Here is a 22,538-nt window from a genome sequence, read left to right on the forward strand (position 1 = left end):
TGTAAGGATGTCTAAGTAGGCCGATCATGTTAGATCCAAAAGAACTTCGTAAGGACCCAGCAGCCTTTGCTGCAAAACTGGCAAAAAAATACTTTGAACTCGACCTCTCTAAATATGAAGAGTTGGAGTCCAAGCGTAAGTCTCTTCAAATCGAAACGGAAACGTTGCAAGCAGAGCGTAACTCCCGCTCGAAAGAAATTGGTATGGCAGCGAAAGAGGGTAAAGACATTACTCCTCTTAAAGCAGCGGTTTCTGAGATCGGCGAAAAGCTTGATCAAAACAAAGAAGAATTGCGTGTAGTTCAAGATGAGTTTAATCACTTCTTGATGAGCATTCCTAACTTACCTAATGATCTGGTACCTGAAGGTAAGGATGAAGACGAGAACGAAGAGATCTCAACCTGGGGAACGCCTCGTGAGTTTGATTTCGAGCCTAAAGATCACGTAGATCTAGGTGCAGGTGTTGGTGGTTTGGACTTTGAATCGGGTACAAAAATTACCGGTTCTCGTTTTGCAGTGATGCGTGGCCAGATTGCTGGTTTGCACCGTGCTTTGACTCAATTCATGTTGACTACGCATTTGACTGCGCATGGTTATGAAGAGATTTATATTCCATACATCGTGAACAGCGATAGTTTGAAAGGAACCGGTCAGCTTCCTAAGTTCGAAGAGGACTTGTTTAAGTTACGCTCTGAAAATGAATTTTATCTAACGCCGACAGCAGAAGTACCTGTAACGAACATGGTGCGTGATGAAATTTTGGATCCAAAACAGCTTCCTCAGAAGTTTGTGTGTCATTCTCCATGCTTCCGTTCAGAAGCGGGCAGTTACGGTCGTGATACGCGAGGCATGATTCGTCAGCACCAATTCGAGAAGGTTGAATTGGTACATATGGTGAAACCTGAAGAGTCATATCAGGCGTTGGAAGAATTAACCGGTCACGCTGAGAAAATTCTACAGTTGTTGGATTTGCCTTACCGTAAAGTGCGTCTTTGTGGTGGCGATTTAGGTTTCTCTGCGGCAATGACTTACGATCTTGAAGTTTGGTTGCCTGGTCAACAGAAGTACCGTGAAATTTCTTCATGCAGTAACTGTGAAGACTTCCAAGCACGTCGTATGCAGGCTCGATATCGTAACCCGGAAACCAACAAGCCTGAGTTGCTTCATACTTTGAACGGTTCTGGCTTGGCGGTGGGTCGTACCTTGGTAGCGGTTCTTGAAAACTATCAAAACGAAGATGGTTCTATTACGGTGCCTGAGGTGTTAAAACCGTTTATGGGTGGTCTTGAGAAAATTAACGCTGCCTAATGTCGAGTAGAATCAAAGTGCTTATTGGAATGAATAAGTACCAAGTAAGATGAACAGAAGAGCACTGACTATACTTGATGAATTCAAGATGTAGTCGGTGCTTTTTACTATTGAGATCACTGTATTCCTTCGAAGAGGCGAGTTGAGCTTCTACTAAGATTGTTCAGTGAGATCCATTCTGGGGAGATCGAATGGAATTTCTGCCTTTATTTCATAAGCTTGAGAATAAAACTTGCCTAGTCGTCGGGGGGGGGGTAATTGCTTCCCGTCGTGCGCATATCTTGTTGCAGGCGGGCGCGGATGTGACGGTTATTTCACCTGAAATCGAAGATACGTTAACCAAGAGTGCTGAACTGAGTAAGCTTAAATGGATTCGCTCAACCTTTGATGTGGATGCTATCGAACATTTGTTGGAACGCATTACTTTGGTTGTTGCAGCGACTGATAATGATTCAGTAAACCAGGCGGTGGCTCGATTTGCGGAAGATCATAATATCCCTGTTAATGTCGCTTCAGACGCATCTAAAGGCGATGTGATTTTCCCTTCAATCATTGATCGTTCTCCTGTAATTGCTGCCGTAGCCAGTGGTTCGAAATCTCCGGTTATTAGCCGTTTGCTTCGCGGTACTTTGGAAGCTGCGTTGCCTGCTCATATCGGTAAGTTGACCGATATTGCGGGCGAATTCCGAGCTAAAGTAAGAGCTAAGATATCTGACAGTAATCGCCGTCGAGCATTCTGGGAACGCTTTTTCCAAGGCCCGGCTGGTGCAGCCGCTTTAGCAAATGATCCCCAAACATCACGGGATATGTTGGTTGATGCGCTTGATAACTTTGATCTTGATGTGCATCCGGGTGAGGTATATCTGATTGGTTCAGGGCCAGGTGATCCTGATCTTTTAACCCTGAAAGCGTTACGCTTAATTCAACAAGCGGATGTGGTGTTCTACGACCGATTGGTATCTCAACCGATTCTCGACATGTGTCGACGCGACGCAAAATTAGTGAATGTTGGTAAAGCCCGGAGTGAGCACACTGTACCGCAAGACCAGATCAACAAATTATTAGTTGAGTATGCTCAAAAAGGGCACCGTGTGTTGCGACTGAAAGGCGGTGATCCGTTTATCTTCGGTCGTGGTGGTGAAGAGCTTGAAGAGCTTGCAACCAGTGGTGTGCCTTTCCAGATTGTTCCGGGAATTACCGCTGCCTCCGGGTGTGCGGCGTACTCGGGTATTCCTCTTACTCACAGAGACTATTCTCAGTCAGTACGTTTCATTACAGGTCATTTGAAGAATGATACTTGTGATTTGCCATGGCACGAATACGCACATGAGAATCAAACGCTTGTGTTCTATATGGGCTTGGTAGGCCTGCCTATTATCTGCAAGCAATTGATTGCGAATGGTATGCGATCTGACATGCCAATGGCGTTGGTTCAGAAGGGAACAACACCGGATCAGAAAGTGCTATTGGGAACGCTGGAAACCATGCCCGAGCTTGTGCAGTCGAATGATATCAAACCGCCTACTTTGATTATCATTGGTGAGGTCGTTCGTTTGCATGATAAGTTGGCTTGGTATCGCGCGGACTAATTACTTTAACTCGTTTCGCATTTAATTCTCTTAATCTCAGTGCTTGCTGCTCAAAAACAGTTTTTCACTGAGATTAATGTATTTAGTAAGGAAGTTTTAAATGGTGCTGTTCTGGCCAAGTCAACAAGAACTCGATTGTATTAACAGTGAAGGTCTCATTCTTGGGAAAATTCAGTTTGATGGTTCTAAAGAAGAGTACATTTTCTGTTGTGATAATGAATCAGTCAGTTTGTCAGAGTTAGAAAAAATTAAGATTGCCGACAGGCTGGCAGGTCTCAAGTCAGGTAAGTATTCTATGCCTATGCAGGATGATGATTGATCTCTAGGAATCACTGATCCTGTTCTAAATATACAGCCTCTTCGATTCTCTATTGAACAAAGGTTAGGAGCGTCTAAAATACGCAGTTTATGAGCAGCTTTAACCCATATACGACAATGGGAAGCTGTTTCTCTCCCGATTTGGTAGGACTTTTTTTAGTAGCGCTTTGTCTTAATAGAACTTTGCTTTAATAGAGCACTCACTTAATAGGCTTGATTAGATCTGCTTTAGTAACATACTAAGCTCTGTCTAGAGAAGTGGCCCTTAAATCGCTGAATAACCATTACGCTAGTAAAGATAATGAATGCATTTCCAATTGATTACATAGAACCCGTATTTCGTCCGCCCAGTGAAGCCAAGTCCCTGATCCTTCAGGTTACAAATGGTTGCTCATGGAATAATTGTACTTTCTGTGAGATGTATACGGCACCACAGAAAAAATTTCGCGTTAAACCCGTTGAGGAGTTGGATGCCGAATTGGAGCGTATGGTTAAGGCCATGCCGTATTTAGCGCGTATTTTCTTGGCTGATGGTGATGCCATGACTTTGTCTTATCGTCGTCTTAAAGAAGTATTGGAATGTATTCGTAAGCATTATCCGAACATTGAACGGGTTACGGCGTATTGTCTTCCGAGAAACCTGAAAAATAAAACCGTAGAACAGCTTCAAGAGCTTAGAGATCTAGGTTTGACGATGGTTTATGTCGGTTGTGAGTCCGGTGATGACACAGTGCTTGAAAAAGTGCAGAAGGGCGAGTCGTATGAATCTTCAAAAGAAGCGCTTCTTAAGCTGAAAGCGGCTGGTATTCAGTCCTCGGTGATGATTCTTAATGGTTTGGGGGGGCGTAAATATTCTGAACAGCACGCAATCAATAGTGCTAAGTTGATGAATGAAACCCAACCTGAATTTGTTTCTACTTTGGTGGTTTCTTTCCCGATGGGAGAGCAACGCTTCAGAGAAGGGTTTGGCGGTGAATTTGAGCCTTTAACCCAAGAGGATTTGTTCCAGGAAATTCGAACCTTACTGGCCAATCTTGAGTTAGATAATACGGTGTTCCGATCGGATCATGCATCGAATTACCTGGTTTTAAAAGGCACATTAGGTGCCGATAAACAGCGTTTACTCGATAAGGTTGATACTGCGATTAATCAGCCTGGCATCATACCGTTGAGACAAGAATGGCAGCGTGGTTTGTAGTATTAGCCCGCACCGAATTAGGGAAGCTAACGAATGAAAGATCTTGAAGCTCAGGTATCCGAGCTGATTAAGGACAAGGAAACCAAAGGCAGCAAGCCAGCGCCTGTAGAATTATGGAATCCGGATTTATCGGGGGATATTGATATCGTAGTAAAACGCGATGGACGCTGGTTTCATGAAGGTTCCGAGATAAAACGGCCTGAAATTGTAAAGATCTTCTCTAATATCATCAAATATGAGAACGGTGAGTATTTTCTGGTAACGCCCGTTGAAAAATGGCGATTTCAGGTGGAAGATGCTCCTTTCTTGGTCGTTGCACTTGAAGAAGTAGATACGGATCAAGGTCAAGGCTTTCAGTTAACTACCAAAACGGGTGAAACCTTTATTTTAGGGGCTGATCATCCTCTAGAGGTCGAATATAAAGCAGGGCTGGAAGGCGAGCCTAGCCCATATGCACTCGTTCGTACCAATTTAAAAGCCTTAGTTGCTCGTAATGTCTTTTATGAATTGGCCGAATTGGCAAGTATCGAGGAAGAAAGCGATAAGAGCTATATGGTCGTTTATAGTCAAGGTCAGCGCTTCGTTCTGGGTGAATGCTAGTCCTGTTAATTTGAGCATGTCTTTATGAGAGTAGTATGACGTCTGATGTAATCGCTTCTGACAAAGATACAGCCGATGACCAGCCTGTCTTTGATTCCAAAAGTTTTTTAAAGAGTGTCACTGAGCTTCCTGGTGTTTATCGTATGTTCGATGAGCAGCAGGAGTTACTCTATGTTGGTAAGGCTAAAAATCTAAAGAAGCGTTTGTCGAGCTATTTCAGAAACACAGGGCTTCCGATCAAAACTCGCGTTTTGGTCAGTAAAATAGTCGACATTCAGATCACAATTACCAACAGTGAAACTGAAGCGTTATTGCTCGAACAAAATTTAATTAAGAAACATCGGCCTCCCTATAACGTCCTTCTTAGGGACGACAAGTCTTACCCATACGTCTATCTTTCTGATCATAAAGACTTCCCGTATTTTGCGTTTCGTCGTGGTTTAAAGCGGGGCAGAGGTCAATACTTTGGCCCGTATCCAAGCAGTGGCGCGGTGAAAGAGAGCCTGGCTCTACTGCAAAAGCTATTTAAAGTCCGTCAATGCGATGATGCTTACTATAAAAACCGTTCCCGCCCGTGCCTTCAGTATCAGATCAAACGTTGTTCTGCTCCTTGCGTAGGTTATGTGACACCAGAACGCTATCAGGAAGATGTTCGCCATACGGCTATGTTTTTACAGGGTAAGAACAACGACATCATTCATGAGTTAATGGAAGACATGGAAAAAGCATCCATGTCCTTAGATTTTGAGTTGGCTGCAGAGATGCGAGATCAAATTTCTGCATTGCGTAAGGTTCAGGAACAGCAGTATGTAGCTGGGGAAGGTTTGGATATCAATGCCGATGTCATTGCAGTAGCTATGCAGCCTGGTGGTGTCTGTATCTCCGTGCTTTATGTTCGTGGCGGTCAAGTCTTGGGTAATAAGGTCTATTATCCGAATCTACGTTTGGATGAAACAGAGAGCGAGCTTCTGTCCACCTTAATCACTCAGTTATACCTGACTGAGGGGGCAACTCGGGAAATTCCGCAAGAGCTGATCTGTTCAGACCAGCCGAACGATCAAGATATCTTAATTTCAGCTTTTCAGAGCATCGCTAACTCTAAAGTCGCTATTAAACATAAAGTAAGATCGCAGAAGGCTAAATGGCTTGAACTTTCTTTAAAGAATGCTGAGCAAAGCCTGCAATCGTTACTGAATAATAAGCAAAACATGATGCAGCGATTCCGCTCTTTACAGGATGCGTTGGAATTGGATGAAGTGCCAATGCGTCTGGAATGTTTTGATATCAGCCACAGTTCTGGTGAGGCGACGGTAGCTAGCTGTGTCGTTTTTGACCAAAACGGTCCGGCTAAGAATGAATACCGCTCATATAATATCGAAGACATCACGGGTGGTGATGATTACGCGGCGATGAATCAAGCTTTGATGCGGCGGTTCACTAAACTCAAGAAAGGCGAGGGGAAAATTCCGGATATCTTGGTCATCGACGGTGGTAAAGGTCAGATCAATCAAGCATTAAACGTCTTACAAGAGTTGCAAGTTACCGGCATTGATGTCGTTGGTCTTGCAAAAGGGCCGGAGCGAAAGTCAGGCTTTGAAACCATTTTTATTAATGGTGTTGATCAAGAGTTGGAGCTTGACCCAAACCATCCAGGTTTCTTATTACTTCAGCATATCCGTGATGAGGCGCACCGTTTTGCCGTGAGTAAACACCGTTGGCGTCGCGGCAAAGCTCGGAAGCGTTCTACCTTGGAAGATATTGAAGGTGTTGGGCCAAAGCGACGTAAGGCGTTAATTAACTTTTTTGGTGGGCTTCAGGAAATTCAAAACGCCAGTGCCGATGAGCTAGCGAAAGTGCCGGGGATCAGTAAAGCCTTGGCTGATGAAATTTATGCCAACCTCCATAATATGTAGGGTTTGATGTCTTTACCGCTGGTTTATCACCCTAATTACTCTTGTCCTTTTCCTGAGAATCATCGTTTTGTGATGTCGAAGTTCGTGCGTTTGCATGACTATGTGCAGCAACAGGGCATGATTACTAATAATCTCTTTCAACCAGAATCGGCTTCTCTTAAAGCATTAGGGCGAGCGCACTGTTATGACTATTTAGAGCAACTTTGTGGTAACCAGGTAGATCACAAGGCGTGGCGCAGAATTGGGCTACCATGGAGCCAAGGGCTTGTTGATCGAACCTTGACGGCTCCTAACGGAACGTTGAAAACAGCCAGATTAGCGTTGAAGTACGGGATGGCCTGTCATTTGGCGGGTGGTACTCATCATGCGCATTTCGACTTCGGTTCGGGCTTTTGTATTTTGAATGACTTGGCTTATACGTCGAAGACCCTGATTGATCAGGGTGAAGCAGATAAAATCCTAATTTTTGATTTGGATGTGCACCAAGGTGATGGAACGGCCGCGATTCTAAAAAACGAACCTCGTGTATTTACCTGTTCGATTCATTGTGAAAAGAACTTCCCGTTTCGCAAAAGTGCCAGTGATTTGGATATTGGTTTAGAGGTGGGTATGGAAGACAACGCCTATCTTGAAATGGTTGAAACGACGTTAACGCGCCTTTTGGCTCAGGAACAGCCTGATTTGGTGCTTTATGATGCCGGTGTGGATGTTTGGACTTCTGATGAGCTTGGAAGACTTAAAATCTCTTGGTCCGGTATTCAACAACGAGATGAGTTGGTTTTAAAGACTTGTCTGCAACGGCACATCCCAATCGCCACAGTGATAGGTGGTGGTTACGATAAAGATCATCAGCGCTTGGCCGAACGCCACGCTATCATCGTTGAAACAGCGTTTGATCTCTTTCCTGTTTTTCTGTCTTAAGAAACCTTTGAACATGACTTCCTTGTCTTATTTCTTTTCTATACTTAATTGCATGCTTGTTAAGCAATGGGAGAGAGGAAACTTAGATTGTGAGATTAGACGTTCAAAGGATTCGAGCAAGGTATATTCTGGCGCTGAGTTTGGTTGCTGTCTTAGTGACATGTTCTGCGTGGATATTAGATAGTTTCTATGGTGAGCAATCTGGTGATGCTCGCCGAATAAATATTGCGGGCATGCAGCGCATGCTCTCCCAAAAGATTGCCCTTCATGTTCATGAAATACAAGAAGGCCATGAAAGCGCTCAGACTGTTAGAGTACTTTTGCGAGAGGCAATCAATCAATTTCAAAAGAATCATATTGAACTGACTCAAAAGCATGCATTGCGAAAAAGCAGTGTAAGTTTGTCTCCCGAAGCTAAGGCCTTGTACTACAAAGGTCAGCCAAATCTAGATCATCGAGTTAAGTTATTTATTGAGGCAGCAGAGCAGGTGTTGCACGGAAAGTTCATGGCAAATGAAAATCCGTACTTTGAATCTGAGTTTGTTGGAACGTTGCTTAGGGATTTAAATCAGGTTGTTTTTCAATATGAAGCAGAATCGAGAGCGCGATTAAACCTTGTTGAATCAGCAGAATTTTATGTTTGGCTGATGACTATGGTGTTGTTGATTGTTGAAGGGCTATTTATCTTCAGGCCAATGAGCATTGCTGTTAACAGATCGTTAGAGCGAGCGGAATCTCAAAGAAACAGAGCGGAGAAGTATCGCCAACGAGCCGAAGCTGCAAACCATACTAAATCTCAGTTTTTGGCCAAAATGAGTCACGAACTAAGGACTCCCTTGAACTCTATATCCGCAACCATTCAGGCGGTTCAAGAGGAAGATCTTTCTAAAGAAACAAAGTCCCTGGTCTACCTTGCAGAAAATTCCTTGTCAGACCTTTTGGTTATCTTTGATGACCTTCTGGATGTAACTCGCATAGATGATCAAGCCCCCGATTTAATTATCTCTGATTTCAAGTTGGAGGAAGTGATTAATGAATCTGTCTCGGCTTATTCTGATCTGGCCGAGAAGAAAGGGCTATTGGTCGAAGTGATTGATTCAGCTCTACTTCATGAGAGCTGGCTTGGCGATAAACGAAGGATTGCCCGTATCCTTTCAATCTTGATTTCTAATGCTGTTAAATTTACGGAACAAGGGAAGATCTCTTTGTCTGCTTCTATGATAGAAACCGATCATACCGAGAAAGAAATTCAATTTCGGGTAAAAGATACGGGAATTGGTATGTCTCCAGACGTGCAAGCGCGAATGTTTAAGAAGTTTGAACAAGGGGATAACTCATCATCGAGAAAATATGGCGGCGTCGGCCTTGGATTAACGATAGCTAAGCACCTCGCAGATATTATGCAGGGTGATATTTATGTTGAAAGTATTGAAGGTGAGGGAAGCATTGTTACTTTGAGCTTGCCTCTAATTCCGTCAAAAAGCATGAATAACCATCAGAAAATTAATGGTGAACAGGTTCTCAATCTTGAAGGTAAGGATATCCTGATAGCCGAAGACAACTTGATTAATCAAATGGTCATTTTGTCACTTCTTGAGAAGACGAACGCTAATTTGAGAATGGCTGAGAACGGTGAGCAAGTCGTTAATCTGTTTAAAGATAAAAAGCCTGATATTGTGCTGATGGACATCCAAATGCCCATTAAAGATGGGATAGATGCCTGTATTGAAATTAAAGATATGGATGCTTCGGTACCTGTGATTGCCGTTACTGCCAACGCCTCTCATGATGATCAAAAGAACTACGATAAAGCTGGGTTTGATTCACTCATTCCGAAGCCGATAAAAAATGAAGAGCTGTTTAGGGTGATTTCGAACAGATTTGGTAAAGATATTTAGCGCTAGAGGCTTCATTCAACTATGTTATACTCCCTCCGACAATTTAAGGTCGGGTTTTTGATGTAAGCTCCGGTCTTTCAAACCTGCTCTACAGCACAATAAACCTAAGCTCAATGGATAGTAGTAGCCTCGGATGAATGTCCCAAATATTCTTACTTCAATACGTTTAGCCCTAATACCAGTCTTTGTTTTAATCTATCTAATGCCTATGGACTGGCGCTTTATTGTTTCTGCTCTAATTTTTATGGCAGCAGGTTTTACGGATTGGCTGGATGGCTACTTGGCCCGTAAGTGGAATCAAAGTACGCCGTTTGGTGCATTCTTTGACCCTGTCGCGGATAAATTGATGGTGGCGGTAGCGCTGGTGTTACTGGTTCACTCCTATGAATCCCTTTTTGTGACTTTATGCTCTGCGATTATCATTTCTCGGGAAATTGTGATTTCAGCGTTAAGAGAGTGGATGGCTGAACTCGGTAAACGAGCCAGTGTTGCCGTTAGCTTTATCGGGAAGTTCAAAACGCTGGCTCAAATGGGCGCGATTACCTTCTTGTTAGCTGAAGATCCAACGATGCCTGCGTTAGGTTATTTCGGGATGCTAGGATACTTCTCGATGGCAGTTGCGGCCGGGCTTACTCTTTGGTCTATGTTCGTATATTTAAAAGCTGCCTGGCCGGAATTAAAGACTGCAAAATAAGCAGTTGTTAAGTGCGCTGAATAAGTCTTGATCAGTGTGTTTAATTATTAGACAAAATAGTCAATTATTTCTTAATTATTTCAAAAAGATAGAAAAAAAGGGTTGACCGAAAAGATTAAATCCATAGAATGTGCACCCACGTTCAGCGGGAATAGCTCAGTTGGTAGAGCACAACCTTGCCAAGGTTGGGGTCGCGAGTTCGAGTCTCGTTTCCCGCTCCAACATCTTCTGAGTGTTGAACGAATCATTCTTGTAAGAGGGTGTCATAACTTCTAAGATTTGAAGTTATTAGATTTTGAGTTGAGAATTTGCACAAGGGCGAAAGCCAATTTCGATTCAAGATAGGTTGGCGCGATAGCAAAATGGTTATGCCGCGGATTGCAAATCCGCTGATGCCGGTTCGATTCCGGCTCGCGCCTCCAACTACTTTTCAGTTCATCTGAGAAGTTTCCACATTAAGATCGCAAGATCTCATCCGATGCCCGGGTGGTGGAATTGGTAGACACAGGAGACTTAAAATCTCCCGACTTCACGGTCGTGCCGGTTCAAGTCCGGCCCCGGGCACCACTTTACAATATTTTTATTTCAATCACTTAATTGCCGTTCTTTGACAATTCCATGCTGATGGTAAACGGTCAAACGTCGTTCTTGGAATATTTCAGGATATCCAATAGTTTTATTCTTCCTTGACCTCTGCGTATTTACAATCTCGAGCTATTTCACTATTCAGTATTTGGTGGTTTGTATCGTCTTATGCAGATTAATCTTTAGTGCTAGTGCTTTAAATGTTTTTTATTTCTGCCGTCAAGTCTTACATCAACTTTCCAATTTCCGTTGGGCAGTTGTTTTAAACTCATTTTAGTTGTCCCTGCAGTAGATCTAGAGCAATCTTTGTTTTGATCTTTGCAGCAACTATTGGAACAAGTGCATTCTTGTTGTGTGTTAGCTTTCTAAATCTTATTTTCAATCTTGAACATGCTTACCAGAGGGAGAGGGTGCCCTGGAAGTCTTACGGCGTGCGTGATATTCGTACTGTTGTTTTCGTACGCTGGAATAATGCGTCAGAGATGGGGCACTCTAATGTGCTTGATTGCGTGACTTTTCAGGCGCAATACGTTTCAGATATGACTTGTGGGTTTCAGAGGTAGCTTAATTATGTAATTTGTATATGCAGAGTTTTGTTTGAGTAGGTAATGGATCGACTTTTAGGGATCAGGTAGGCATGAGAGGGGTATAAATCTATCCGTTCATGGCTATAATAAAAATTCATCAAATCAAATACTTAAATGGAATTTATATGTTGAAAATGAAGTCTGCTCTCAGTCTTACGTTGTTAGTATCCTCACCGTTATATGCTCTGGATGTGGAGTCCACCGAATGGACTTTGGTTAAGGATTATTCTTTGACTGGCATTATGGATACGAATACTGATCAAGACACTATGACTGCCGTATTAACAGATAATGAATTTAGTGGTCAATTGGTGACCTCTGGTAATATTATTATGGGGCGTTTCTTAGAGCCTAATAGTGCTCCAGAAAATACCGTTGTTAACTTTCAGGAAGTGTCGGCAGATGCCATAACTAAGTACCTGGGTAAGGGAACTGGCGATAGTTATCAAGGGACTTGGTTCGATACCAACGGCCAGTCAGGTGATTTCTCTTTGGGTTTAAATACTAGTACCGGTGGAGGTGGTGGTTATCTGCCTCTGAATATTGAGTTTGTCCCTGAATCGTCACCGGGGGTCTCTATTACAGGTGAGTATAATCAAATAGTTACTTCCTCTTATAATTGGAATACAGCAAACACCACCCATGCAATTGAAAATGGAAAGTGGTACTGGGAGGTGGAGTTTTTGGCCGGTGATCCAAGTAACTTCATGGCAGGTGTTTTGAATGCTCCATCAGTAGACTCTTGGGCTTCAAATAATCATGCAGGATACTATTATCCAGCTCGGCCTAATGAATATAAACCAAATGGGCAATCTTTTTGTGACTCTCAGCCAATTGGTCTGTATGGACCAATTTATTTAGATATCGGTGATGTAGTGAGTGTTATGCTGGATATGGATACCAAGACAATATCAATAGGTGTTAATGGTATTTCGTATGGTGTTATGTGTGAAGCTCTGCCTGATATAGTTTATCCTGCTGTTTCCGTCTATACCGGGGTTCAAGTTGAGGCCAACTTTGGCCATAAAGAGTGGGCGTATTCTGGTTTAGCTGAATACTAATAGCAAAATGTTGAACTCTAAAAAAATAATAGTGTATAAATATACATAGAGTGCGGTAACTGCGCTCTATATTTTATACACTCTAAAGCCCTCCCTAATAGGAGGGCTTTTTTTTGGGGGGGAATATGGTGCTGTTCAGTTACAAACCGGATATTAGCATTGGCAGCATACACGCTATTGCTGTGGTAAGTGGATTCTGTTTCAGTGACCAACGCTTATTCATTGCTGAGAATTTTATTAAACAGGTACGCTAAGACATGTGTTTACTGCAGAATTAAATCGAAGACCTGAATTCAAAGACAGTCTTTTGATCAAAATCGGTAACATTTTCTTTTCAAGGAAAGGTGTTAGATCTGGTCTGGAATAACTCATCTTAATAGACGTTATCAATGCTATTTTAGGCATTGGTAACTTTTCTTAATTTTTCGTCTGCATACTCTTAAGTTTCTGTAGTCAAAATCCATCACGCCTTAGATGTAATCTCTCAATGGCCTTTTGTTAGATTTCTACGGCGCTGTACTTAGCCTGCTTCTTCGCGGGTTTTAGGCTGATTCATTTCAAAATCATTACTTTTCTTCTTGTTCTTCTAAGTTATTCATAACCAATAAGCTAACTACTCTCATAATATTCTGCTAACTATACTTCCATGTACGTGCTAGTGTTGGACAGTCAATTATTAGCAGCTCAAATTTTAGAAGCTGTACATCGGCTTTGTATTGAATGAAGGGATCTTGTTTATGAAATTGGGTGTTACGCTTAGTACGTTTTTTCAAGTGGGTTTATTACTAACAACCCCCTTAATAGCTAAAGCTTCTGAGCCTAACCAGAATCAGCTCATATCTTCCTATCCAATAAATAGTAAAAGTCTTATTATCTTTGATTCTGATGTACCCGATAAGAGCACTTTAGTTCAGGGTGTTCCAAAACATATTGCTGTTATTAATCTGTCTGATGGCGATACTCTTCTAACTTTACAATCTCAATTAAGTTCCTACCGTCACTTAAATGAAATTCACTTGATAACTCATGGTCAACCGGGTCAGCTCAACTTGCTTGGTGAGCCTATTAATGTACAAACGTTAAGTGCTAATCCAGACATTGCTCTGAATTTTGGGCGGGCATTGGCTAGCGATGGTGATTTATTGTTATACGGTTGCCGTGTTGGGCAGGGGCATCGAGGGACGGAGTTTATTGATCTGTTATCACAACTAACTAGGGCGGATGTTGCTGCTTCGATTGATGATACAGGTAGTAAGTCTAAAGGCTATGATTGGGAATTAGAGCGTTATACCGGTGAAATAACAGCTTCCCTTCCGTTAGATTTAAACCTAGTTGCTAATTACCAAGGTGTTTTGGCTTCAGACACTATCGACTATACCTCTGAAGCTGCAACCAATAACGTTGATGATCACACCGTCACGGCGTCATTAACTACCAGCACGCAGCTAACCTTGGATTGGGGAACTGGTTTGCAAGGCAGTAATGTCTATACAAACTCACTTGTTCGAGTGATAGCGCCCACAGCAATTGCTCCCATTGATGGGGGGGCATTAGGTGGAGTGGATGGCACAATTTTTAATAATACGACTGGTGGCTTTCAACTGACTGGTGATAATGCTTTTTCGATTGATTCAATGAGATTGTATCGGCGTGCTCAAGGTGGTGGTACTGAAGATTTTACGATCACCGGATTCAAAAATAATAATCAAGTAGTTACTGATACCCTTACCTGGACAGTAACAACGGCAAATGGTGAGGAAGTCTTTACCAGAGGCAGTGGTACTTGGGCAGATGATGCCGCTTGGAAAGATGTTGATAAGGTTGTTGTAAGTTGGCCAATAACGGATCTTGGTGGGGGAAACGTATCTGGTAATAGCGCTTATCAAGAAATTGCAGTAGTAAATTATACCGTTTCGGATTCAACACCTCTTCCCCCAGATCAAGATTATGACTTAGAAACCCCGACTCTTAGAGGCTTATCTTATACGCGAAATGGCATAACGTATGAGCAAATTAGCCCAACATCGCAGAGTCAGATGGCAACGCTTAGCGACCTAACTACTTTTATCATCACACCAAATATTGGTGATTTAGGTGTTCTATATAACATTGATAATGCGGGAACTATAACCGGTGCTAATGTTGGAAGCGTAGATTATCGTTTTAAAACTGCTGATGGCGAAGAGTTTAAGCTTGAGTCCATGGAAGCAGATATGTCAGCGAATGCTTTAGTAGGTGGTTATCGTTTTACACTGACAATTACAGGCTATCGAGATGGAGCCAGCGTTGTAAGTGATACTATTGATTTTACGACGTCGGATAGTTCGGGTTCTGTTACTTATAGTCGAACAGCCCCAGGAAATGGTGGCACACTAACATTTGATACCGACTGGAGTAACATTGATGAGGTTCGATTTACGGGAGGCAATAACTCAGAAATTCGCCTGTTGATGATAGATGATCTTGATTTTTCTGTAGCTGTCGTGAGTGCGAATAACGCACCAACTGTTTCCGGCGCGCCATCCGACATCACTGTGATAGAGGATACTGCCGGTAATGTTGATTTATCTGCAGTCACTTTTGCCGATGCGGATGGAGACATCCTCACGGTTACGCTGACAGCAAGTGCGGGCACCTTCTCTACGCCAGTCGACGGTTCTGGGCTCAGTGTGACAGAAATCTTGGTCAACTCTACCACGATCACCCTAGCAGGGACTGCTGCTAACATTAATACCTATCTGGATACCGCCTCCAATATCTCCTATACAGGTGTTGCAAATGCTGCGGGTAATGATTCTGCGACATTGACCATTGCAGCGAGTGATGGGCAGGACGGATTGTCATCAGATCCTGTCGTTAATATAGATATTACCTCTGTGAATGACGAGCCAACACTGTCTATTGGTAGTAACCAAACTGCAGGTAGCGGTACAGGAGGTGTTCAGCAGTCGGTTAATAGTTTTGCGTCCATGTCTGACGATGGTGATACGGAGTCTGCGCAATCCATTTCAGATTTCATCGTGAGTGAGGCGAGTGACACAAATAACGTTGTTTCTTCCGTGGATATTAGCAATGCAGGACAGCTTACTTATACGCCCGCTTCCAGTGTTGAAGGTACAGCCACCATCAACGTTCAGGTTCAAGATGACGGCGGTGTAGCAAACTCTGGAGATGATATATCACAAGTTTCTCAGTTCACCATTACCGTCGATACTTTAGCGCCAGTCTTAGGGCAAGTGACTGCGGTTTCAACACTAACCAATGATTCGACGCCGAGTTATACCTTATCAACCAACGAAGCAGGGACGTTATTAGTAGGGGGTAGTTGTGGCAGTGCCAGTGAAGGTGCGGTATCCAGTGGTAATGTAACCATCAATCTAACTCAAACGGATAACAGTACGCCGTTAACGGCAGGAACTTATTCTGATTGTACGGTGACAGTGACGGATAGTTCAGGCAACACCAGCAGTCAATTAAGTATTTCTAGCTTTACCTTAGACTTGAGCGCACCAAGCGTTCAAACCTTAACACCGACTGACAATGCCACTGGTATCAGCAATGCAGCTAATTTAACTATGGACTTCGATGAAGATATAGCATTCGGTACCGGTAATATCACCATCCACAAAACGTCCGATGACAGTATAGTTTCCTCAATAGATGTAACGTCTCACGCAGGTCAGTTAGGCATTAGTAATGATGTTTTGACGATCAATCCAAGCTCGGATTTGCCTGCTAATACTGAACTTTACGTTCTGGTGGATGCCACTGCGATCGATGATTTAGCAGGAAATAGTTACAGCGGCATTGCCAGTACGACAAGTTGGAGCTTCACCACGGCGGATGTTGCTCCGCCAAGTATTACTGGCATCACGATTTCAGGCAGTCCAGCTCAAACCGCAACCTCTGTGACCTTTATTGTTGCTTTTAATGAAAACGCAAACAATGTGTCTACGGATGATTTTGAGTTAACGACAACAAATACAGCGTCGGGAAATATTGCCAGTGTTTCGGCATCCAGTGGAAACTCAATCAATGTGACTGTTAATACGCTTGCTGGTGAAGGCACGATTAGGCTGGATTTGAAAGCCAATACTAATATTGTTGATGACTCCGGTAATGGTAATAATACCAATGGCTATGTCAGTGCCTATACTTCTGGCTCATCTCATACTGCCGATTTAGAAGGGCCGCTTATTACAGGGATTTCAATTCCAAACAGTACACATAAAGTGGGAGATACGGTTACTGCAACTCTCACTGTGAGATCGGATACGGACGATTACACTACAGGCAGCGGTGGCATTAGCGGAACGATTGATGGTTATACTCTAGGGGGACTGAGTAAAACCAATGACACAACGTATACAGCAACCTTTACCATCACTGATGGTGGAACGGACGTTGCGGCAGCATCCGATGTGGCTGTGAACGTTACGCTGACGGATTCTCTTGGCAATGCCGGTAGTGCCTTTACCACAGCTATAAGCCAAGCGGGTGACGCTATCTATGCAAACTTGCCTGATATTAGTCTGAGTGCTGATACCAATACCATTGCTGAAGATAGTGGCGTTAGCACATTATCCGCATCAATTTCAGGCAGTTTAAATAATCAATGGCCGGATGCCATCACCGTTAACCTGAGCTATAGCGGTACCGCGACACTGACTACCGATTATACCAAGTCTAATAGCATAACTATTAACGCCGACAGTACTTCAGGAACTTCAACGGTAACCGGTGTTGCAGACAGTCATTACGATGCGGCAGCGTCTGAAACGGTGATTGTTGACATCGCATCTGTCTCCATCGGTAGTGAAAACGGCACCCAGCAGGAAACCATCAGCATTACCGATGCAGAAGCGACACCTACGGTAACCTTAAGTGTGGGTAGCAGCCTGGTGGCTGAGAATGGCGGTACATCGACGATTACGGCGACATTGAATAATGCCACTTATGCCGATGTCACCGTAAATCTTGCGTATTCGGGAACCGCAACATCCGCTAGCGATTACAGCACGCCGAGCACCAGTATTACGATTACCGGAGGCACTACCTCTGCTAATGCCACGACCGGCATTACTGGGCTCGATGACGTTACTTCGGAAGGCGATGAAACGATTATTATTGATATCAGCTCAGTGTCTGGTGGGAGTGCTAGTGAGAACGGTACCCAGCAACAAATCATTACGATCACGGACGACGATGATGTAACAGCACCGACATTAAGTAGCAGTAACCCAGCTGATGGATCGTCTTCGGCACGTTACGATACGGATCTGGAATTAACTTTCGATGAAACCGTGGTTGCGGGCAGCGGTGGTGATCTAGCTATTGCCATTTACGATGCGGACGATGACAGTTTGGTGGAATCCAATGACTCTGATTCTGGTCGGGTTTCCATCAGTGGTGCAGTAGTTACTGTGGATTTGGCGACTGATTTAGTGTCCATGCACAGTTATTATGTGCAGATTGGTGCGGATGCCTTAGAAGACAATGCGGGCAATAGTTTTGCTGGCATCAATGATAAGACCACGTTGAACTTCACAACGACGAATGTTGCGCCAGTGGCGGTTAATGATTCTAAAGCAACCAACGAAGACAATGCCGTATCGGTTCGTGTTATTGATAACGATACTGATGCTGATGGAACTTTGAATGCAGCCAGTGTGACTGTGGCCAGTAATCCAAGTAATGGTTCCACCAGTGTTGATACGGGAAGTGGTGTGATCACCTATACACCAACTGCTGACTTCAATGGCTCAGACAGCTTTACCTACACGGTAGAAGACAACCACAGTCAGGTGTCCAACACAGCAACCGTTACTATTACTGTCAATGCTCAAAATGATGCGCCTGTGGCTGTGGCGGATTTAGAAACAACCAACGAAGATACGTTGGTTTCTATTGATGTAGCAGCGAACGATACCGATATTGATACTGGCGATGCGGTGGATACCAGTACGATCGTGTTGGTGTCACAGCCAAGTGATGGTTCTGCGGTTGTGAATGCCGGTAAGGTTGATTACACCCCGGATGCGAACTTCAATGGGACGGATACCTTCAGCTATACCATCAAAGACGGTAATGGCAGCACCTCTAATACTGCAACGGTGACTGTGAATGTTACCAGTGTTAATGATTTACCGGTTGCCGCGAATGACACCGCGACGGTGGATGAAGACAGTTCTGTTTCAATTGATGTTCTGGATAATGACTCGGATGTCGATGGTACCCTGACAGCAACGAGCGTGACCGTCCAAACCACACCAAGCAATGGATCAACTTCGGTGAATGCCGTAACTGGCGAAATCACTTATACGCCCACCGCGGACTTTAACGGAAGTGACAGCTTTACCTATACCGTGATGGACAACGACAACGGAACTTCTAATGCCGCTACAGTGGCTATCACAGTCACTAGCATCAACGATGCGCCAACGGTGGTCGATGATACTGTCACGTTGGTGGAAGACACGGCTCATACCATTAACGCCTTGGGTAATGACAGTGATGTCGATGGCACCATTGATGTAACAACGGTTGAGATTGTCACCGCACCTGAGAGTGGGACTACGTCGGTAGACAGTGTGACTGGCGCTATTGTCTATACGCCAAATGATGACTTCAATGGCTCTGACAGTTTAACGTACCGTGTTCAGGACGATGCACTAGCTTGGTCCAGTGCGGCAACCGTTAGCTTAACTGTGACGGCTGTTAACGATGCGCCGTTGGCAAATAACGATACCGTAACCACCTTTGAGGACGAGTCTTTAGTCATTGAGGTGCTTTCTAACGACAGCGATGTCGATGGTCAATTGGATACAACAGCTGTGACGATTCAATCGTCACCAACGCACGGTAATGTCACTGATAACGGTGATGGTTCGGTAACCTACACCCCAACCGCAGAATACAGCGGTTCAGACAGCTTTAGTTATCTAGTTCAAGATGACGAAGGTGCAAACAGTAATGTTGCCACTGTTTCGATTACGGTTACCGAAGTTAATGACACACCTATGATTTCCGGAACACCCAGTTCGTCTGTACTGGAAGGTGCCAGTTATAGCTTCACGCCAACCTTATCCGATGCAGAAGGTGATTCATTAACTGTCACTGCGTCGAACTTACCGGCATGGTTAAGCCTGAATGCTGCTACCGGCAACATCAATGGTACGCCGGGTGCTTCATCCGTTGGCAGTTTTGATGGCATTGTACTGAGAGTCAGTGACGGCAACAGTAGCAGCGATCTGACGGCATTTGCCATCGAAGTATTGGGTGATAATGATCGTGACAGCATCGCCGATAATGATGATTTGGATGATGATAACGATGGTATGACCGATGAGTTCGAGCTTGCGAACAACCTCAATCCACTGAATGCTAACGATGCGGCATTAGACACTGATGGCGATGGTCTGACCAACCTTGAAGAAGCCGAGCAGGGCAGTAATCCGCAAGTGGATGATCAAGCGCCGCAATTTGATGTTTTGCCTGTCGTCAATGTGAATGCAACCGGATTATTAACAGTGATACCAGAACTCAACACCCCGGTTGCGGTTGATGCGTTAGATGGTGAGGTCGCTGCACAATTAAGCTCCTCTCATGCGAACAGCTTGGCTCCTGGCCGTTATCAATTGACATGGACGGCTTCGGATGCAGCAGGTAATCAGGCGGAGTCAGTACAAGTACTCAATGTTCATCCTCAAATCTCCTTGAGCAAAGACCAAACAGTGGGCGAGGGTGTCACAACCCGTTTCCGTGTGTTGCTGAACGGCCAATCTCCTACGTATCCGCTTATCGTTCCGTTTGATGTGGGAGGGTCTGCGGACAGCAATGATCACAATCTAGTGGCAGGTAATGTCACCTTTGAAGACGGTGAAACGGCGAAAGTGGTAACCGTTGATGTCGTGGATGATGGTATTCAAGAAACCAGAGAACGCATCAATGTCACGCTTTCAGGGTCAGGAAATTTAGGTATGAAACAAAATCACATCATTACCATTGTGGAAGAGAATGTGGCGCCTCAACTGGAAGTGACGGTTAACCAAAATGGACAGAGAGCATTGATCGTCACTCAAGACGGTGGCCCTGTGGATTTGGTAGCGACCATTAACGACCCTAATCCGAATGATCAACATACCCTTGAATGGACAATATCGGGCGATATCGCGCTCACCATGTTGAGTGATCTGGATTTGAGGTTCGACCCAGCGCAAGTTGAACCGGGTTTATACCGGGCGACTGTTCGAGCCAATGACAATGGCGCGCCGGTACTCAGTAATGAACTGAGACTGTCTTTCGTAGTGATTCCTCAAGCACCAATCTTAAGTTCAACGCAAGATTCGGATGGTGACGGCATGTCTGATGCGGATGAAGGGCTTGGTGATGGTGACCAGGATGGTCAGCCTGATTATCTGGATGCGGTGTCATTACCAAACGTGCTGAATGAAGCGGTTGAAGACGGATATCGCTATCTGATTGAAGGTGATCCTGGTGTGAGAATGATCTTAGGTCAACGCGCCATCGCGTCTCAAAACGGCGGTGCCAAGCTGGATAACGACATGATTCCTGATGCCTTGACTATCCCGAATGACAACATCAATAACTCGGGCGGTTACTTCGATTTCATGGTTATCGAACTGCCAGAAATTGGGCAGAGTGTGAATGTGGTAATTCCTCAGCGTGTCGCGATTCCTGAAAATGCGATTTACCGTAAGTTTGACGGCGTTTGGTTTACCTTCGTTGAAGACGCCAACAATGCCGTGATGTCGGCGCCGGGGGCGCAAGGTGCGTGTCCGCCACCACAAAGCTCTGAGTATCGAGCGGGCTTAAACGCAGGCGATTGGTGTGTGCAGTTGACCATTGAAGATGGTGGTCCCAACGATGCAGATGGCTTAGCAAACAGCGCAGTAGAAGATCCGGGTGGTGTAGGTCATCTACAAAGTGCCAGTATCTCGAGCTCAGGCAGTGGCGGTGGTAGCGTTAACTGGGGCTTATTACTGTTGATCACGAGCTGGATACTGTATTCCTTACGTCGAAAACAACAGAGTCAAAGTACAGGTGCGATCCACACCTTAGCGGTTTGCTTGGTTCTGTTTTCATTCCATGCCGAGGCGGAAGACAGCCAAGGCTGGATGACAAAGTTCCAAGAGCGTGGCTATATTGAAATGGGGTTCTACCAAGCGACCTCATCGCAATCCCGAAGTGAGTTCTCGGACTCGCTTGACTCCTCTGGGGTAACGGTCGATTTGCAGGAATACGACACGGATCGAGTGGCGTACAACTTGAGTGTAGGTTACCGTTATCTGGATTGGTCGGCAGTTGAAGTCGGCTTTATGGATCTGGGTGACGTTGAAGTTGCGTTCGATAGCCTAGCGGCCACCCAGGATGAACTAGAAGAGGCACTTAACGATCATTATCCTGTTACTGGACACGGTTGGATCATAGGGAACCGCTTTGAGCAAGAGGTTTTATCACGTTGGTTTGTCAGTGGTGAACTTGGGGTGTTCTTCTGGAACGGAGATATAGATATCTCAGGAGCCAGTGTTGATAGTGAATACGATAACGAACAAGACCTCTATGTTGGCTTTGGCTCTCATTATCAAATTTTGGATTCCATCGCTGTTGGTGCGAAATGGCGTCGAGTCTTTGTAGAAGGTCAGAAGATCGATCTACTGGGCGGTAGTTTAGTTCTTAGTTTTTAATATCTCGTGACTAATAGCATGGGAGATTTTAAGTCTCCTGTGCTTGTTCACCTTTTCTCTCATCTAAACCAATTTCTACTTTTCTTTGTGATTTTTATCTATCATTAACTTATTGAATTTAAATAAAAAATTATTTATTTGTTACCGAAGTAAGCCTATT

11 protein-coding genes and 3 tRNA genes are annotated in these 22,538 nt (G+C 44.2%); all 14 read left to right on the forward strand.

What is annotated here, in order from left to right; all coding sequences use genetic code 11:
• Window positions 1-26: 26 nt before the first annotated feature.
• The 14 genes from serS (at window position 27) to ACFOEK_RS11375 (ending at window position 22,378) form a co-directional block, all read left to right on the forward strand.
• A complete protein-coding gene (gene serS / locus ACFOEK_RS11310; protein ID WP_386720714.1) occupies window positions 27-1,307 on the forward strand; it encodes a serine--tRNA ligase in 1,281 nt (426 codons plus the stop codon).
• 191 nt (window positions 1,308-1,498) lie between these two features.
• Window positions 1,499-2,896 carry a siroheme synthase CysG gene (gene cysG, locus ACFOEK_RS11315; protein WP_386720717.1) on the forward strand — a complete coding sequence of 466 codons (1,398 nt, stop codon included), beginning with the start codon at window positions 1,499-1,501 and terminating at the stop codon, window positions 2,894-2,896.
• A 100-nt stretch (window positions 2,897-2,996) separates the two neighbouring features.
• Complete coding sequence (locus ACFOEK_RS11320) at window positions 2,997-3,215, forward strand: hypothetical protein (protein WP_386720720.1); 219 nt, start codon at window positions 2,997-2,999, stop codon at window positions 3,213-3,215.
• Between the two features lie 300 nt (window positions 3,216-3,515).
• Window positions 3,516-4,412 (forward strand): radical SAM protein, encoded by an 897-nt coding sequence (locus tag ACFOEK_RS11325; protein WP_386720724.1) that lies wholly within the window; start codon window positions 3,516-3,518, stop codon window positions 4,410-4,412.
• A 33-nt stretch (window positions 4,413-4,445) separates the two neighbouring features.
• Window positions 4,446-5,012 carry a DUF1285 domain-containing protein gene (locus ACFOEK_RS11330; protein ID WP_386720726.1) on the forward strand — a complete coding sequence of 189 codons (567 nt, stop codon included), beginning with the start codon at window positions 4,446-4,448 and terminating at the stop codon, window positions 5,010-5,012.
• A 35-nt stretch (window positions 5,013-5,047) separates the two neighbouring features.
• The gene (gene uvrC / locus ACFOEK_RS11335) at window positions 5,048-6,925 is read left to right on the forward strand and encodes an excinuclease ABC subunit UvrC (RefSeq protein WP_386720728.1); all 1,878 of its coding nucleotides are present in this window, start codon (window positions 5,048-5,050) and stop codon (window positions 6,923-6,925) included.
• Between the two features lie 72 nt (window positions 6,926-6,997).
• The gene (locus ACFOEK_RS11340; protein WP_386720731.1) at window positions 6,998-7,846 is read left to right on the forward strand and encodes a histone deacetylase family protein; all 849 of its coding nucleotides are present in this window, start codon (window positions 6,998-7,000) and stop codon (window positions 7,844-7,846) included.
• Window positions 7,847-7,935: 89 nt separating this feature from the next.
• On the forward strand, window positions 7,936-9,744 hold the full coding sequence (locus tag ACFOEK_RS11345) for an ATP-binding protein (RefSeq protein WP_386720734.1): 1,809 nt from the start codon (window positions 7,936-7,938) through the stop codon (window positions 9,742-9,744).
• 133 nt (window positions 9,745-9,877) lie between these two features.
• The gene (pgsA, locus tag ACFOEK_RS11350) at window positions 9,878-10,438 is read left to right on the forward strand and encodes a CDP-diacylglycerol--glycerol-3-phosphate 3-phosphatidyltransferase (RefSeq protein WP_386720737.1); all 561 of its coding nucleotides are present in this window, start codon (window positions 9,878-9,880) and stop codon (window positions 10,436-10,438) included.
• Between the two features lie 145 nt (window positions 10,439-10,583).
• Window positions 10,584-10,659: transfer RNA gene (locus ACFOEK_RS11355), tRNA-Gly, on the forward strand.
• A gap of 127 nt (window positions 10,660-10,786) precedes the next feature.
• Window positions 10,787-10,860 (forward strand) — tRNA-Cys (locus ACFOEK_RS11360).
• 58 nt (window positions 10,861-10,918) lie between these two features.
• Window positions 10,919-11,005: transfer RNA gene (locus ACFOEK_RS11365), tRNA-Leu, on the forward strand.
• Window positions 11,006-11,687: 682 nt separating this feature from the next.
• Window positions 11,688-12,671, forward strand: a complete 984-nt coding sequence (locus ACFOEK_RS11370) for an SPRY domain-containing protein (RefSeq protein ID WP_386720740.1) — start codon at window positions 11,688-11,690, stop codon at window positions 12,669-12,671.
• Between the two features lie 737 nt (window positions 12,672-13,408).
• The gene (locus ACFOEK_RS11375) at window positions 13,409-22,378 is read left to right on the forward strand and encodes a tandem-95 repeat protein (protein ID WP_386720743.1); all 8,970 of its coding nucleotides are present in this window, start codon (window positions 13,409-13,411) and stop codon (window positions 22,376-22,378) included.
• Window positions 22,379-22,538 lie beyond the last annotated feature (160 nt).

It is taken from the genome of Litoribrevibacter euphylliae, assembly GCF_042646085.1.
Classification (GTDB): Bacteria; Pseudomonadota; Gammaproteobacteria; order Pseudomonadales; family Litoribrevibacteraceae; genus Litoribrevibacter; species Litoribrevibacter euphylliae.

What these genes read in the sequence shown, in the direction of transcription:
- serS (WP_386720714.1), top strand. Translation starts at nt 27, where the DNA reads ATGTTAGATCCAAAAGAACTTCGTAAGGACCCAGCAGCCTTTGCTGCA.
- ACFOEK_RS11320 (WP_386720720.1), top strand. Translation starts at nt 2,997, where the DNA reads ATGGTGCTGTTCTGGCCAAGTCAACAAGAACTCGATTGTATTAACAGT.
- ACFOEK_RS11370 (WP_386720740.1), top strand. Translation starts at nt 11,688, where the DNA reads ATGGCTATAATAAAAATTCATCAAATCAAATACTTAAATGGAATTTAT.
- ACFOEK_RS11330 (WP_386720726.1), top strand. Translation starts at nt 4,446, where the DNA reads ATGAAAGATCTTGAAGCTCAGGTATCCGAGCTGATTAAGGACAAGGAA.
- uvrC (WP_386720728.1), top strand. Translation starts at nt 5,048, where the DNA reads ATGACGTCTGATGTAATCGCTTCTGACAAAGATACAGCCGATGACCAG.
- cysG (WP_386720717.1), top strand. Translation starts at nt 1,499, where the DNA reads ATGGAATTTCTGCCTTTATTTCATAAGCTTGAGAATAAAACTTGCCTA.
- ACFOEK_RS11375 (WP_386720743.1), top strand. Translation starts at nt 13,409, where the DNA reads ATGAAATTGGGTGTTACGCTTAGTACGTTTTTTCAAGTGGGTTTATTA.
- ACFOEK_RS11325 (WP_386720724.1), top strand. Translation starts at nt 3,516, where the DNA reads ATGAATGCATTTCCAATTGATTACATAGAACCCGTATTTCGTCCGCCC.
- ACFOEK_RS11340 (WP_386720731.1), top strand. Translation starts at nt 6,998, where the DNA reads ATGTCGAAGTTCGTGCGTTTGCATGACTATGTGCAGCAACAGGGCATG.
- pgsA (WP_386720737.1), top strand. Translation starts at nt 9,878, where the DNA reads ATGAATGTCCCAAATATTCTTACTTCAATACGTTTAGCCCTAATACCA.